The sequence below is a fragment of the Pseudoalteromonas sp. MSK9-3 genome (genome assembly GCF_003590335.1).
In the GTDB taxonomy this organism is placed as follows: domain Bacteria; phylum Pseudomonadota; class Gammaproteobacteria; order Enterobacterales; family Alteromonadaceae; genus Pseudoalteromonas.
Genome location: NZ_MIET01000034.1, coordinates 135838 through 151016, shown reverse-complemented (window position 1 = coordinate 151016; position 15179 = coordinate 135838). Strand labels below are relative to the sequence as shown.

General features: G+C 42.6%; 14 protein-coding genes. 2 read left to right on the top strand and 12 right to left on the bottom strand.

What is annotated here, in order from left to right; translation table 11 throughout:
* The first annotated feature begins 60 nt into the window (after window positions 1–60).
* Window positions 61–1926: a 1-deoxy-D-xylulose-5-phosphate synthase gene (gene dxs / locus BGP78_RS16000; RefSeq protein ID WP_119862315.1), complete on the top strand. Its 1866-nt coding sequence runs from the start codon at window positions 61–63 to the stop codon at window positions 1924–1926.
* A 54-nt stretch (window positions 1927–1980) separates the two neighbouring features.
* Window positions 1981–2301 (top strand): DUF962 domain-containing protein, encoded by a 321-nt coding sequence (locus BGP78_RS15995; RefSeq protein ID WP_119862314.1) that lies wholly within the window; start codon window positions 1981–1983, stop codon window positions 2299–2301.
* A gap of 27 nt (window positions 2302–2328) precedes the next feature.
* On the opposite strand, the gene BGP78_RS15990 is transcribed toward BGP78_RS15995, so the two are convergent.
* The 12 genes from BGP78_RS15990 to thrB all read right to left on the bottom strand — a co-directional run bounded on the left by BGP78_RS15990 (window position 2329) and on the right by thrB (window position 15174).
* Window positions 2329–5391 (bottom strand): ligand-binding sensor domain-containing diguanylate cyclase, encoded by a 3063-nt coding sequence (locus tag BGP78_RS15990; protein ID WP_119862435.1) that lies wholly within the window; start codon window positions 5389–5391, stop codon window positions 2329–2331.
* 59 nt (window positions 5392–5450) lie between these two features.
* Entirely contained in the window at window positions 5451–5930 is a 480-nt protein-coding gene (locus BGP78_RS15985) for a phosphatidylglycerophosphatase A (protein ID WP_119862313.1), read from the bottom strand.
* An 8-nt stretch (window positions 5931–5938) separates the two neighbouring features.
* The gene (thiL, locus tag BGP78_RS15980) at window positions 5939–6901 is read right to left on the bottom strand and encodes a thiamine-phosphate kinase (protein WP_119862312.1); all 963 of its coding nucleotides are present in this window, start codon (window positions 6899–6901) and stop codon (window positions 5939–5941) included.
* 44 nt (window positions 6902–6945) lie between these two features.
* A complete protein-coding gene (gene nusB, locus BGP78_RS15975) occupies window positions 6946–7356 on the bottom strand; it encodes a transcription antitermination factor NusB (RefSeq protein WP_010362354.1) in 411 nt (136 codons plus the stop codon).
* A gap of 11 nt (window positions 7357–7367) precedes the next feature.
* Window positions 7368–7832, bottom strand: a complete 465-nt coding sequence (gene ribE, locus BGP78_RS15970; RefSeq protein ID WP_119862311.1) for a 6,7-dimethyl-8-ribityllumazine synthase — start codon at window positions 7830–7832, stop codon at window positions 7368–7370.
* Between the two features lie 151 nt (window positions 7833–7983).
* Window positions 7984–9096 (bottom strand): bifunctional 3,4-dihydroxy-2-butanone-4-phosphate synthase/GTP cyclohydrolase II, encoded by a 1113-nt coding sequence (ribBA, locus tag BGP78_RS15965; RefSeq protein WP_119862310.1) that lies wholly within the window; start codon window positions 9094–9096, stop codon window positions 7984–7986.
* Between the two features lie 32 nt (window positions 9097–9128).
* Window positions 9129–9785 (bottom strand): riboflavin synthase, encoded by a 657-nt coding sequence (locus BGP78_RS15960; protein ID WP_119862309.1) that lies wholly within the window; start codon window positions 9783–9785, stop codon window positions 9129–9131.
* Between the two features lie 7 nt (window positions 9786–9792).
* Window positions 9793–10905 carry a bifunctional diaminohydroxyphosphoribosylaminopyrimidine deaminase/5-amino-6-(5-phosphoribosylamino)uracil reductase RibD gene (gene ribD, locus BGP78_RS15955; protein WP_119862308.1) on the bottom strand — a complete coding sequence of 371 codons (1113 nt, stop codon included), beginning with the start codon at window positions 10903–10905 and terminating at the stop codon, window positions 9793–9795.
* The gene (nrdR, locus tag BGP78_RS15950) at window positions 10905–11354 is read right to left on the bottom strand and encodes a transcriptional regulator NrdR (protein ID WP_010362359.1); all 450 of its coding nucleotides are present in this window, start codon (window positions 11352–11354) and stop codon (window positions 10905–10907) included. Before nrdR ends, ribD begins: the two co-directional genes overlap by 1 nt.
* Before the next feature lie 85 nt (window positions 11355–11439).
* Window positions 11440–12696, bottom strand: coding sequence for a serine hydroxymethyltransferase (glyA, locus tag BGP78_RS15945; protein WP_119862307.1), 1257 nt, complete (start codon window positions 12694–12696; stop codon window positions 11440–11442).
* 247 nt (window positions 12697–12943) lie between these two features.
* Window positions 12944–14233 carry a threonine synthase gene (thrC, locus tag BGP78_RS15940; RefSeq protein ID WP_119862306.1) on the bottom strand — a complete coding sequence of 430 codons (1290 nt, stop codon included), beginning with the start codon at window positions 14231–14233 and terminating at the stop codon, window positions 12944–12946.
* Window positions 14230–15174 (bottom strand): homoserine kinase, encoded by a 945-nt coding sequence (gene thrB / locus BGP78_RS15935; RefSeq protein ID WP_119862434.1) that lies wholly within the window; start codon window positions 15172–15174, stop codon window positions 14230–14232. Before thrB ends, thrC begins: the two co-directional genes overlap by 4 nt.
* Between the last annotated feature and the right edge of the window lie 5 nt (window positions 15175–15179).

The following is a 15179-nucleotide window of genomic DNA, read 5'->3' as shown; positions in this document are numbered from 1 at the left end:
AATTAACCTCTGGCTTTGTATATAATTACGCAAGGTTTGAGTAGGATATATATAAATACAATGACATTTGATAGTAGCAAGTACCCTTTGTTGGCTCTCGCAGAAGAGCCCGAGCAACTGCGCCAATTACCGCAACATAAATTACCTTCTTTTAGTAAAGAATTGAGAGAATACTTACTCAACTCAGTATCACAAAGTAGTGGCCATTTTGCATCAGGCTTAGGCACAGTTGAACTGACCGTCGCACTTCATTATGTTTACAATACACCAGAAGACCGATTAATTTGGGATGTTGGCCATCAAGCATACCCGCACAAGATCCTCACAGGTCGTCGTGAACAGATTCATACCATCAGGCAAAAAGACGGCTTACATCCCTTTCCATACCGAGAAGAAAGCCCATACGACACTTTCAGCGTCGGGCATTCAAGCACATCTATCTCTGCGGCTTTGGGTATGTCTATTGCGGCTAAGCAAGAAGGTAAAGGTCGTAAGACTGTCGCCGTCATTGGTGATGGTGCAATTACGGCAGGTATGGCGTTCGAGGCGATGAACCACGCGGGTGACATAAAATCAGACATGTTGATCATATTAAATGATAACGAAATGTCGATTTCTGAAAATGTTGGAGCTCTAACCAATCACTTTGCCAAAATATTATCAGGCAGTTTTTATACAAACATCCGTGAAGGTAGTAAAAAATTATTGTCTGGCGTGCCACCAGTTAAAGAGCTAGCCAGTAAAGTAGAAGAACATTTAAAAGGTATGGTTATTCCTGGTACCTTCTTTGAAGAACTAGGGCTCAATTACATCGGGCCTATTGATGGCCATGATGTCAACATGCTGGTCGATACCTTACGTAATATGCGTAACTTGAAAGGCCCACAAATACTCCATATAAAAACTCAAAAAGGCAAAGGCTATGAACCTGCGGAAGCTGATCCAATAGGCTACCATGCAGTACCAAAATTTGATCCAGCCGTTCATAGCTTGCCAAAATCGAAACCAGCAGCCCCGACATTTTCTAAGGTATTTGGACAATGGCTCTGCGATATGGCAGCACAGGATCCTCGCTTAATGGCTATCACCCCTGCCATGCGAGAAGGCTCAGGTATGGTTCAGTTTTCAAAGCAGTTCCCTGAGCAATACTTCGATGTTGCGATTGCTGAACAGCATGCAGTTACCCTTGCCGCAGGACTTGCCTGTGAAAACCTCAAACCGGTCGTTGCTATCTATTCAAGCTTTTTACAGCGAGCTTATGATCAACTTATTCATGACGTTGCACTTCAAAACCTTCCTGTTTTGTTTGCAATTGACCGTGCTGGTATTGTTGGCGCAGATGGAGAAACACACCAGGGTGCATATGATTTAAGCTTTATGCGGTGTATTCCTAATATGATCATCATGACACCCAGTGATACAAATGAGTGCCGAAAGATGCTTTATACTGGATTTAACTGCGATCAACCCGTGGCCGTACGTTACCCTCGAGGAAGTGTAGGCAATGCCGACATAGAACAGGAGATGACGAAAGTCGAAATTGGCAAAGCAAACACCATCAGAGTGGGTGAAAAGATAGCTATTCTCAGTTTTGGTACACTGCTACATAACGCGCAGCTTGCTGCAGATGAGTTCAACGCGACGTTAGTTGATATGCGTTTTGTTAAACCAATAGATACCCAGTTACTGTCAGAACTATCTCAGTCGCACACACACTTCATCACGCTGGAAGATAATGCTATCGCAGGTGGTGCAGGTAGCGCGGTAAGTGAATTTCTTGCCAGTATTGGTGCAGCCACTCAGGTAAACCATCTCGGTATCCCAGATGAATTTATCAAACATGGGACGCAAGATGAAATGCATGATGAAATGGGGTTATCTGCACGTGGGATTTGTGACTACGTACGTAATTTAGCCTTAAATTAAATCAAAAAAGAAGGAGTTTAAGCTCCTTCTCCTCTCTCATTTACGGGGGCGAGTATGACGCATAAGGTAGAATCATTTAACTCTTTCAATGACTTTTACGTATTTTATTTAACGCAACATAACCACCCTAAATGCAGAGCTTTACACTACCTTGGCAGCTCATGCGTTATTTTATCCATTGTCGCATCTCTATTCACTCAATCACTTTGGTACTTATTGCTTGCCCCTGTGACTGGATACGGTTTTGCCTGGCTAGGGCATTTACTATTTGAAAAGAATCGCCCTGCTACATTTAAATACCCATTTTACTCTTTTTTAGCAGACTGGGTGATGTATTTTCAGTGGTTAACGCGTAAAAATACGTACTCCAAGTAACGCAATTACATTCGGTATATTTAAGCGCTATCGCATCCATACTCTAACCTCGGCCAAACCACTATCTTGTAGTGTTTGCAACTGAGACTCTATGTTACTGCTTTGTTCAAATTCAAACGCATCGAGCTGTTCATCAAATATAATTGTCGCAGCGCCGTCTCCACCTCGCTCTTTAACCTGATGCAGTGCTATATCCGCTAAATTCACAGATGCTTCCCAGCCAATCACCTGCCCACCTAGTAACGGTAACGGGTAAAATGACCACCCCATTGAAACTGTTAATTTCATTGATTTACCATTCGGCAAATTAAAATCAAAGTCTGCAACAGCTTTACACAGCTCCCCTACATACTCTTCAACTTCATCACGTTTAAAGTCTCTTAAAAGCAGTAGGAACTCATCACCACTCCACCGTGCAACGTAATCAGAACCTTGTGTGCGCATATTGAGTAAAGTCGCGAGTTGCTGTAAACAACTATCTCCCCCAATTGGCCCATATGTATCATTGATTTTACTAAAGCTATCAACATTCAAAATCATCAGCACCAAACGTTTGTTTTGTTGCTGTAAAGACTGCGCATTACGCTGATAGTGTTCCACATCTTTCGGTAATTGATCGAACAAGAAACGTCGGCTACGTAAGCCGGTCAATTCATCGGTATGACTGACTAGCTTTAACTGGGTGTTTACTTGATTTAGCTTTTCATTGGCCTTTCTCAGCTCAGTTGTTCTATCAGCTACTAGGTTTTCGAGTGCCATCTGCTTTCTGCGCTCTTGCGCACGAAACACCCAAAATATGAGATAAAATAAAAAGATAAAGCCACAAGTGATCACTAAGCGGAAATAGATGGTTTCGTCAAAGCGACGAGGTAAAGATATAGCCACCTGTTTCGTCCGCGCTTTTGTCCAATCTTGCCCTCTACGTTTTACCTCTAGTTCGAATACGTATTCACCTGGTGGTAAATTAGTATAAATGGCCTCTTGTCCCGTTGATGCATCGCGCCACTCGCTCTTCTCCTTTCCAGATAAGCGATAGCGAAATTCAATACTTTTCGGAGCATAAAAGTCAATTGCGGTATATTTTATCGTAATATCACGCTCACCGTTACCTAACACTATGGTATCTTTGAGTGAGCTACTTGGGATCCGTCTCTCCTTGGTATAAAGCGCTTCCAATTTGGGCTGTAGATCATCGGCTCCGAATAACTGTACGTCTTTGGGGATCTCAACGACGCCTTGCGAGCTCGGATACCAAATAGAGCTTTCCGTTTCCATCACCGCATCATGGCCAAAACCTGAACAGCACTGACTGGCTTTACCATCCAATTGTCGATCAAACTGACTGATAACCTGTTCAACTTGCAAATTATTAATGCTCTGAGTAAATTGGGCGGCTGGCATACGATACACACCTTTTTTTGTGCCAACCCAAATCTGTTCAAACTTTTTGTCATAATGTAACGAGTTAATCGAACCGTACGGTAACCCATTAGACGCATCTAATTGCAGCCAGTCCCCTTTTTTTGTTTGATAAAAAAGACCATGGCTACGAGACCCTATCAAGGTCGAAACGTCGTCGAGATGCAGAATACTGGTTATGTAGGCAACATCTAAGGCGGTATGTCCTCCCAGTTTTTCGATGCCTCGTTCATTATATTGATATGCGCCTTTATTAGTGCCAATAAAGCCAAAGTTAGGTAAGTCCAATACAAATGTAATATATTGGCTGCCTAAGAATGAGTTATATGCAAATGGCGTAAGGCCCGCATAGTCTAAACGATAAAGCCCTCTCCCAGTGCCTAACCACAACCCCCCTTTGTTAGAAGGGCTGATCGAAAAAACGGGGTTATCTCTCAATTCTATAAACGGTAAGGTATACACCTGTCCTTGTTCATATAAAAGTACTCCTTTATCTGTTCCTAAATAAAGGCGTTCGCCTTGGAATTCTAAATCAAATACTTGTCTGCGTTTAAGCTGCTGCATTGCAAGTACTTGTTGGTACTCTCCAAGTGTGTTCAGTACACCAATGCCTAACCGACTAGAGGCCCACACCTTTCCGTCAGTCGCTTGCGTTATTGCTGATACACCTTGGTTGATTGTCGGGCCTACTTGATGACGCTCAACTTTACCTGAATGAGCAAACCATAACCCTTCATTTAAGCTACCTAACCAAATATTATTTTCTCGGTCTTTGAAAATATCTGAAAACCAGATATTTTGCTCTGCTTGCGTTGGCCTTACCGACTGCCAAGACCCATTCGGCTCTCGGTACATGAGCTCATTCGATGTCGAAACCCAAAAGCCGCCGTCTTCGTCACCAAGGAATTTATAAACCGCGGTATTTCCTATTTCGCTATATCGACGGATCACTTCATCAATATCTAAAAAATATGCACCAAGCTCTGACGCTAAGTATAAACGACCATCAATCCAAGAAAGGTCGTGAATGATTGTTTGCGCTAATTGCCGGGGCAAGGATAACTTACTGGCTAATTTCAGTCGAAATTCATTGTTGTTAACTGAACTCGACTCTTTAATTTTGAGTAAATGATGCTCATTAACCAGCCAAATACCATCAGATGATAATGCCATTCGTGTTACAGAACCAACTATCTGATTAATTTTGCTTGGGGAAAATAGCGTTGGTTGGTTTTCACTGTCATGGAGCAGCTGATCCGCTTCAGAGATATAATACAGTCCGTTCGAAGCAATCCATACTCCACCATCGTGATCTTCCAGTAAGTCATGGACTGGCCCTTGAGTATTAAAACTTTGTGCTTCAAGTGTTTGGGGGTTTAAACGGTGAAGTCCGCGTCGCGTGCCAATCCATAGCATGCCTCGTTTGTCCATGAGTAACTTATGAACAGCATTTGATTGCAAAAAAGCGGTGTTTTGAGTCGTTAAGTTTGTAAACTTATGACCATCAAACCTGCTAAGTCCAAACTGTGTACCTAGCCAGATATAACCATTATCATCTTGTACTATGCTCGCGATTGATTGTGACGGTAAACCATTTTGTAAATTCCATTGCTTAACAACATAATCATTTATTGCCGAAAATGCTGAATGTGGGGTTAAAGTCAGCCCCATATATATCAACAACCAAATAGCTACTAGCGTCTTTTTATTAGTCACAAACATCGCCTAGATTAGCCTACTAAAACACCTGTTTTTAGCAGAGCCTGCAAACAAATCAATGAGAAAATACCAGCCAAAATATCATCAGCCATGATCCCCCACCCTCCTTTTAAGCGTTTATCTAATAGCTTAATCGGCCCTGGCTTTACAATATCAAAGAAACGAAATAACACAAACCCAACAAGGAGAGTTTGCCAGCTTATAGCTGCGCCCAACATGGTGATATAAAAACCTGCAACCTCATCCCACACGATGGCTGGGTGATCATGCACTTGGACATCTTTCGCTGTTTTCCCACAAGCCCATAATCCAAAAACGCTAATAACAATAGCAAATACACATTGCAGCCATAAAGGATACGATAATGTGATAAAAATAAACGGTAAAGCTGCTAACGTACCAACAGTCCCTGGCGCTACAGGAGATAAACCGAGGCCAAATCCAAGTCCAAAAAACTGATGCGGGCGCTTTAAATTAAACTGCTTTGCCAAACCTTCTCCTAACTAAAATGCTCAAAACCTGACTCAGGTAAAAGCCAAGGTTGGTTGTCGTATAATAATTCAATGTCGTCACTGCCCGCCTGAATTTGACCAATACATATTGGTTCAACGCCATACTGGTGGAGCTTGGATTCCATTATAAGCTTATTGTCTTGTGAAACAGTGTACAACAGCTCATAGTCATCGCCATAGGCGAGTGCTAACTTTAACGCTTGATCCTGGGGGATACTATGACGTAATGCGTCTGACATAGGTACTTTATCAGCATGGATCTGCGCAGTAACACCTGAACGTCGTAAAATATGTGATAAATCAGCAAGTAGTCCATCGGAAATATCTATCGCAGAAGAAGCGATGCCTCTTAATGCTTGACCTGCTGCGACACGTGGCGAAGGGTAGTGAAACTTTTTCAGCGCAGAGGCTGCATCAGACTCACTCAATGGCCAATTGTTTTTACGGCTTTCAATGGCTAATGCCGCATCACCTAAGTTGCCCGTGACATAAATCCAATCACCGACATTAGCACCTGAGCGTGTCAGTGCTTTACCTTTAGGGACAGTTCCTTTCGCACATATTGTAATGGTCAGTGGCCCCTGAGTTGTATCTCCACCGATAATCTGAACATTAAAATATTCAGCTATTTCATGCATACCTTCAGTGAACTCTTCTAACCACTCAGGGTCTATTTTAGGAAGAGTCAAACCCAGAGAAACCCAAGTTGGTTCTGCTCCCATTGCGGCTAAATCACTTAAGTTAACAGCAAGCGCTCGATGTCCTAGAGCTCGAGGGGGAATATCAGCAAAAAAGTGGACACCTTCCACTAATGTGTCAGTTGTAATTGCGAGTTGACAATTATCAGGCACATTCACCAAAGCACAATCGTCACCAATCCCTACATCAACATCCCGGCGCGTAACACCACGTCCAGTAAAGTAGCGATTGATTAATTCAAATTCCTTCATACACAAAAAAGCCGGCCAATGCCGGCTCTCCTTTTGGTTGCCCGTTACTTGCGGATATCTTTAACCGCTTTATCTAGCACACCATTCACAAACTTGTGGCTGTCTTCTGCACCAAATATCTTTGCCAGTTCAATGCCTTCATTGATAGCAACTTTATAAGGAACATCTTCACGGAATTTCAGTTCATATGCACTTACACGAAGAACTGCTCGCTCAACCATATCTAAATCATCAAAAGGACGTGATAAATGTGGTGTAACAATTTCGTCAAGCTGCTTTTGATTAACTGCAACGCCACGCGCTAAGTCTTTAAAATACTCAACATCTACTTTGGTAACATCGTTTTCAATCAACATTTGTTGCTCGATATCACCAATTGGGTTGCCACTTAATTGCCATGAATAAACGGCTTGTAGTGCTAATACGCGCGCTTTGCGTCTTGCTGCTGGTTTCACTGATGTTCCTCTTAAATTTTATCGAGTACGTTAACCATTTCTAGCGCACCAAGTGCAGCTTCGCCACCCTTGTTGCCCATTTTTGTTCCCGCACGTTCAATGGCTTGCTCAATGCTTTCAGTTGTTAACACACCAAATGCAACCGGGATATCATAATCTAATGAAACACATGCAAGTCCTTTGTTCGACTCATTTGCAACCAAATCAAAGTGCGGTGTTCCGCCACGAATAATCACACCCAGTGCAATTATTGCATCAAACTCTTTTTTCATTGCAATGCGTTTAGCCGCAAGGGGTAACTCAACAGCGCCAGGTACATAGACCACGGTGATATCTTCATCACTTACGCCGCCAGTACGCTTTAATTCATCAACAGCGCCATCAAGTAAGCTGCTTCCGATGAAGTCATTGAAACGAGAAATGACAATGGCAAATTTTTTGCCTGGTGCGTACTTATTACCTTCAATAATATTCATTAGATGATCCTAATCTTGTGTAATACCACAGCAGCCCTTTTATGTTATAAGCTACTTGGTATGAGCAATTGCCAAATTGGTGCGCATAATAGCACAACTTTACGTCTACCTAAACAACCTTTAACCCTACCCAAATATGCGTTATTTATTGCTACTTAGGTTCAACGTATTCCACGACTTCTAGGTGGAAGCCAGACAAGGCGTGATATTTTTTCGGCATACTCATCAAGCGCATTTTTTGGATCCCCAGATCCGCTAAAATTTGCGAGCCTACGCCAACAGTGCGTGATGTACCTTGGAATTTACGTAAATTAACACTTTCGCCAGCATCTTCAGCTGCAAATGCTTTTACCATAGATTCAATATCTGCAGGGTTTTCTTGTTTGCCTAAGATCACAAGTACACCATTGTTGTCACTGATATGCTTCATCGCACCATGCAAGCTCCAGCTTCTGTCTGCGCCTCTGTCTGATAGCAACACATCATTAAACGTACTTTGTAAATGCACTCTAACCAATGTCGGCTCATCAGCATTCACTTCTCCACGTTTCATTACATAGTGAAGTTGGTTATCAATCGTATCTTTATATGTCACCAAATCGAATTCGCCATATTCAGTAGGTAGTTTACACTGTGCTACTTTTTCTATGGTGGTTTCGTTCAAGTTTCTGTATTCAATTAAATCAGCGATAGTGCCGATTTTAATATCATGCTCTTTGGCAAATACTTCTAATTGTGGGCGTCGCGCCATAGTTCCGTCAGCATTTAAGATTTCAACTATCACTGAAGAAGCTTCTAAACCAGCTAAACGCGCTAGGTCACACCCAGCCTCCGTATGACCTGCACGAGTTAAAACTCCGCCAGCCTGAGCCATGATTGGGAATATATGTCCTGGCTGCACAATATCTTGTGGTACAGCCCCTTTGGCAACTGCGGCCTGAACTGTACGAGCACGATCTGCAGCTGAAATTCCAGTCGTTACGCCCTTGGCTGCTTCTATCGACATTGTGAAGTTTGTTGAAAATTGAGCACCGTTGTTGCGAACCATCAGCGGTAAATCTAACTGCTGACAACGCTCTTGAGTCATTGTTAAGCAAATTAAGCCTCGACCATGTGTTGCCATGAAATTGATGGCATCCGCTGAAATATGTTCAGCAGCAATGATTAAATCCCCTTCATTCTCTCGGTCTTCATCGTCCATTAAAATAACCATTTTACCGGCTTTTATGTCTTCAATGATCTCTTGTGCGCTATTTAAATTCATAATTTACCTATCTTTTTTGATTTGCTACCGGGTTACTTAATAAAGCCCGCTTTGGCTAACAAATTCGTTGTGAGAGTCGATTCAGATGTTGGGGTATGAGTGCCTTGTATTAGACGCTCTAAATACCGAGATATTTGATCAACTTCTAAATTAATTTGGGTGCCAACTTGAAAGTCCACAATTGTTGTTTCTTGTGCAGTATGCGGTACGATTGTCAGCTTAAATTTATTCTCTTTTATCTCATTGACCGTAAGGCTAATGCCATCTATCGCGACGGATCCTTTGTAAGGAATATATTTCATCAACTCTTCAGGTGCTTTCAGCCAATATTCTGTCGCTCGTGCATTTTTATACACACTGTCTATCGTCGCGATACCATCCACATGCCCTGAAACTAAATGACCACCGAGTCTAGAGATAGGTTGCAATGCTTTTTCTAAATTAACCTTTTGACCCAGCTTATAATGCGCGAACAATGTTAATTGAAGCGTTTCATTAGAAAGGTCAGCTTTAAAGCCATCATTGAACTTTTCAACTACCGTAAGACAAACACCATTAGTAGCAATACTGTCGCCTAACTTCACATCGTGCATATTTAAGGTATTACTTGTCACACGGACAGTTAAATCGCCTTGTTTCGAAACTAACTCTGTCAGGGTGCCTGTTGCTTCGATTATTCCTGTAAACATAATGCCTCTATGAATCTGCTCGAAGTGTTAAACGAATATCATCACCAACTCGTTCAACACTTGTAAAATTAAGTGCTGTTATTTCATTCATATGTGTTAACTCTGGGGTATTAAATAGCCCTCGCCCATCATGCCCTATAATTTTTGGCGCAAGATAAACGACAAATTCATCAATTAAGTTGTGCTGATGAAAAACCCCGGCGAGCGTTGCTCCAGCCTCTAGCCAAACCCGATTTACCCCGCGCTCAGCTAATAGTGAAAGAACACTCTGACAATCAATCTTTTCGCCACTGTTTGGCACAACCACTTGCTCTACAAAGTGCGGCCATTGCTGTGTATTATCAAGTGATGTTCTCAAAATAATAACGGGGGATGGAAATTGAAATAACGCAAGCGCTGGCGTCAAACGATTTTGAGAGTCAAAAATAACCCGTATTGGTTGGCGTAGTGAAGTGCCTTTAGGCAAAGTGATATCACACTCCGTTTCTCGCACATTCAACTTAGCATCATCGGCTAAAACCGTATCTGCTCCGGTTAAAATAGCACAGCTTTGCGCTCTAAAAATTTGCACATCTCGGCGCGCTTGTGCTGAGGTTATCCATTTACTTTCGCCATTATTTAGGGCCGTTTTTCCGTCAACAGATGCCGCTAACTTGCACGTAACAAATGGCAAGCCAATTTCCATACGCTTTAAAAAGCCATCATTCAATGCTTTAGCTTGCGTTTCAAGCAAACCCGACCCAGTTTCAATACCGGCCTCTTCCAGCATGGCCAAGCCACGACCTGCAACTTGAGGATTAGGATCAACCATGGCAGCAACAACACGTGCAACTCCGGCTTTTATTAGTCCTTCGGCACAAGGCGGTGTCCGCCCATAATGGCTACACGGTTCCAAAGTCACATAGGCTGTTGCCCCTTTTGCTCGGCTGCCAGCCGCTTTCAGTGCATGAACTTCAGCATGCGGTTCGCCCGCACGTTGATGAAACCCTTCACCAATTACCACGTCATTTTTAACAATAACACACCCTACATTTGGATTAGGTGTTGTCGTATACTGACCTTGTTTTGCCAGTTCGATTGCACGCGCCATATAGTGTTTATCTTGACTGCTAAACGCCATTAATCCCCAAGCCTCGCTATTTCTTCACCAAACTCTCGTACATCTTCGAATGAACGGTATACCGATGCAAAACGAACATAAGCCACTTTATCTAGCTTTTTGAGCGCTTCCATGATGCATTCGCCTATCATATGACTGGGGATTTCACGCTCCCCTGTTGCTCGAATAGTTGACTTAATTTCGTGGATCACCTCATCAACTTGTTCAGTGCTTACTGGTCGTTTTTCTAACGCTCGGTGTAACCCATTGATGAGTTTATCTTCATTAAATGGTTCTCGTGAGCCATCTTGCTTGATCACTCTCGGCATGACGAGTTCCGCCCCTTCAAAAGTAGTAAAGCGCTCATGGCATTCAATACACTCTCGACGACGACGGACTTGATGACCTGAACTCACCAGGCGCGAATCAATCACTTTAGTATCTTTGGCGGTACAAAATGGGCAATGCATAGTTGTTCACTTTTAACTGGATACAAAAAAGGCCGCTATATAGCGGCCTTAATGATATCAAAAATCTCTGTTTTTGTGAGCTAAATTATGCGTAAACCGGTAATTTAGCGCAGATAGCTTTTACTTTCTCTTTCACGTCCGCTTGAACTGTCTCATCATTGATATTATCAAGCACGTCACAGATCCAACCCGCTAACTCACGAGACTCAGTTTCTTTGAAACCACGACGTGTAATAGCAGGTGAACCAATACGTAGACCTGAGGTTACAAATGGAGAACGTGGGTCATTTGGCACTGAATTTTTATTAACAGTAATATTCGCGCGGCCTAATGCAGCATCTGCATCTTTACCAGTGATATCTTTGTCGATAAGGTCAAGTAAGAATAAATGGTTTTCTGTTTTACCTGATACCACCTTATAACCGCGCTCTTGCAATACAGACACCATTGTTTGCGCATTTTTAACAACTTGTGTTTGGTACGCTTTAAACTCTGGTTGTAATGCTTCTTTGAATGCCACTGCTTTTGCTGCAATAACGTGACACAGAGGGCCACCTTGACCACCTGGGAATACCGCACTGTTAAGCTTTTTGTAAATAGCTTCGTCGTCACACGCTGAAATGATCAAACCACCGCGAGGGCCCGCTAGTGTTTTATGCGTCGTAGTTGTAACCACGTGTGCATGAGGCACAGGGCTTGGGTAAACACCCGCAGCAATTAAACCTGCGACGTGCGCCATATCGACAAATAAGTAAGCGCCTACTTTATCTGCAATCTCACGGAACTTGGCCCAATCAACGATACCAGAATAAGCAGAGAATCCACCAATGATCATTTTAGGCTTATGCTCAAGCGCGAGAGCTTCAACTTGCTCATAATCAATTTCGCCCGTTGCTTCATTCAGTCCATACTGCACTGCATTGTACAACTTGCCCGAAAAGCTCACGTGAGAACCGTGCGTTAAATGACCGCCATGCGCAAGGCTCATACCTAGCACAGTATCACCCGCGTCTAATAAAGCTAAAAATACAGCGGCGTTTGCTTGAGAACCAGCGTGAGGCTGAACGTTTGCGTAAGTAGAACCAAACAATTCGTTTGCACGATCAATCGCCAATTGCTCAACAACGTCTACGTGCTCGCATCCGCCATAGTAACGCTTACCAGGGTAACCTTCTGCGTATTTATTTGTTAACTGTGAACCCTGCGCTTCAAGAACGCGTGGGCTACAATAGTTTTCAGACGCGATAAGTTCAATGTGTTCTTCTTGACGAGTCGTTTCAAGCTCAATCGCGTTAAATAATTCTGGGTCAAAATCTGCAATATTCATGTTACGTTCTAACATGGGGTCTCCTAGGTGCACGTAAAGGTATAAAAGCCGTATTGTACGCTCTAATGCGTGTTATGCCTATTGTATAGGCTTGAGCATATTTAAACAGGGATTGAATTTATTTCACAGTGTTTATGCAATGATATTTTTTTATTTAAACATTAATAAATTAAATAAATAAAACGCGGTGAATTAAAGTTATAAATGTAAGAGCTGGAGAACCCAGCCCTTAAGGGACAATATACACGCTTAGCATCAGGCTTTATGACACTAACAAGGTCTCAAACATTGCCGCTTTCAACTGTTTATAATCTGCTTCGAGAGGCTGAGCTAAACAGGCTTTATCTAAAGCGCTCTGTAATACATCAGGCATTGATATTTGTTGATTTAATACCTCTTCCACCGACTCTTTGAATTTAGCTGGATGTGCCGTGGCCAGAAATATACCGGTGCTATTATCATCTTGATCGAGTTTAAGCCCTTCGTACGCAATCGCAGTATGTGGCTCTGCAATATAGCCTAAATTAGCAATATCCTGCATAACACTCGCAGTCACCTGTTCAGAAATACTACGTGAATAAAAATCATGTTTGTCAAATTTATCACTGTCGATCATGCTTTGGACACGAGGCCAATTATTAGGTTTACTCACATCCATTGCATTAGAAAGAGACTCAAGCGTCGCTTTTGGATCCCAGTTACCAGAAGTGACAAATCGAGGTACTGTGTCATTCTGATTGGTCGTCGCCGACAATTTTTTAATCGGTAATCCAATCACAGAACCAATCATAGCGGCACATACGTTGCCGAAATTACCACTTGGTACCGAAATATGAACATTACCTCGCTCTGCTTTAGGTAACTGTGCCAATGCCTCAAAGTAATAACACACTTGAGCAACCAAGCGACTTATATTTATAGAGTTGGCAGAGTTTAAACCAAGTTTACTTTTCAGCTCATCATCTAAAAAAGCTTGCTTCACTAACGCCTGACAATCATCAAAACTGCCATTCACCGCATAACAATGAATATTGCCACCAAGTGTAGTGAACAGTTTTTGTTGCGCGAGGGAAATTTTTCCTTCTGGATAAAGGATCACGACGTCAACATTGGGCTTATTATAGAACGCATGTGCTACAGCAGCACCGGTGTCTCCGCTCGTGGCAGTTAAAATCGTGACGCGTTCACCTTGATTAAACAAACCAACACATTCAGCCATAAACCGACCACCAAAGTCTTTAAAAGCAAGGGTTGGTCCATGAAAAAGCTCTAGGCAATAGTTTTTACTATCGACCTTTTCGAGTTTAACAGGGAAATTGAAAGCACGAGTGACCATTTCCGCAAGTGTATCTTTTGGTAATTCATCCCCAATCAAATGCGCTAGGATCTCAGTACTTCGTTCTGCAAATGGCAATTCGAGTAAAGCATCAATATTATCTAACTTGCGCAAGTCTGTTGGAAAAAATACCCCCTGATTACGCCCTAACCCCGTTTTTACCGCGTCAGTAAACGATACTTGCTGTTGTTCATCTTTTAAGTTTACGAGGTTCATGATTTAGCTCCTAAAGAAATAGCTCGAGTGCCTTGGTTGTCTAATTTACAAATATGGCTAAAGCCATGCTCATTGATATAATGCTGACGCAGCCAAGCTTGACATTGCTCCGCCGCGTTTAATGTTTTACAAATCGTAAATAATGTGGGCCCTGCTCCAGAAATACTCACCAGTTCAGCACCTAACTCAGGAAGCGCTGCTTTTGCATCACTGTAGCCAGTAATTAAACCTTGCCGATACGGTTCTGCCATCGTATCTTGCATCAATGCGAGTGCTTCATCAAAACGCGCGCTCTGCATTAATAAGCAATAGCTCGACAAACGCTGAGCAAACTCAACACTGTCGTGGCTACTAATACTATCAGGCATCACCGCTCTTGCTTTGGCGGTATTTAACGAAAAGCCAGGATAGGCAGCAACATAATACCATGCTTCATCAACGGGCAAACTCATGGCCTTATTCGGTACCAAATCAGCGGTGAGTTGCAATCCTCCCAAGTAACACGGTGTGATATTGTCATAATGACGTGCTCCGCTCACTTTACCTTCAAAATCAGCCATCAGTTCAATTAATGCCTCTTGAGAAAGCGCGGTATGTGCAAATTTATTAAGTGCAGCAAATGTTGCTACCACTGAGCACGCACTAGAGCCTAATCCGGAACCAATAGGCAAGCGCTTCTCTAATACCAACGATACGGGTGGCATATCTAAAGCAACATGTTCGCGAAAATGCACTAAGCACTGATATGCTAAGTTTTCTTCTGCTTCAGAAGGTAATTTGTCAGCATACGGGCCAATACATGAAAACTGATCTTTCTCTGCAGCTTCTACATGGACAATATCGCCCAATAACGTGCCATCAACTGGCGCAAGTGCGACGCCTAAAGAGTCAAAGCCAACACAGAAATTACCAATCGAGGCAGGCGCATATATAGAAATCATCATTA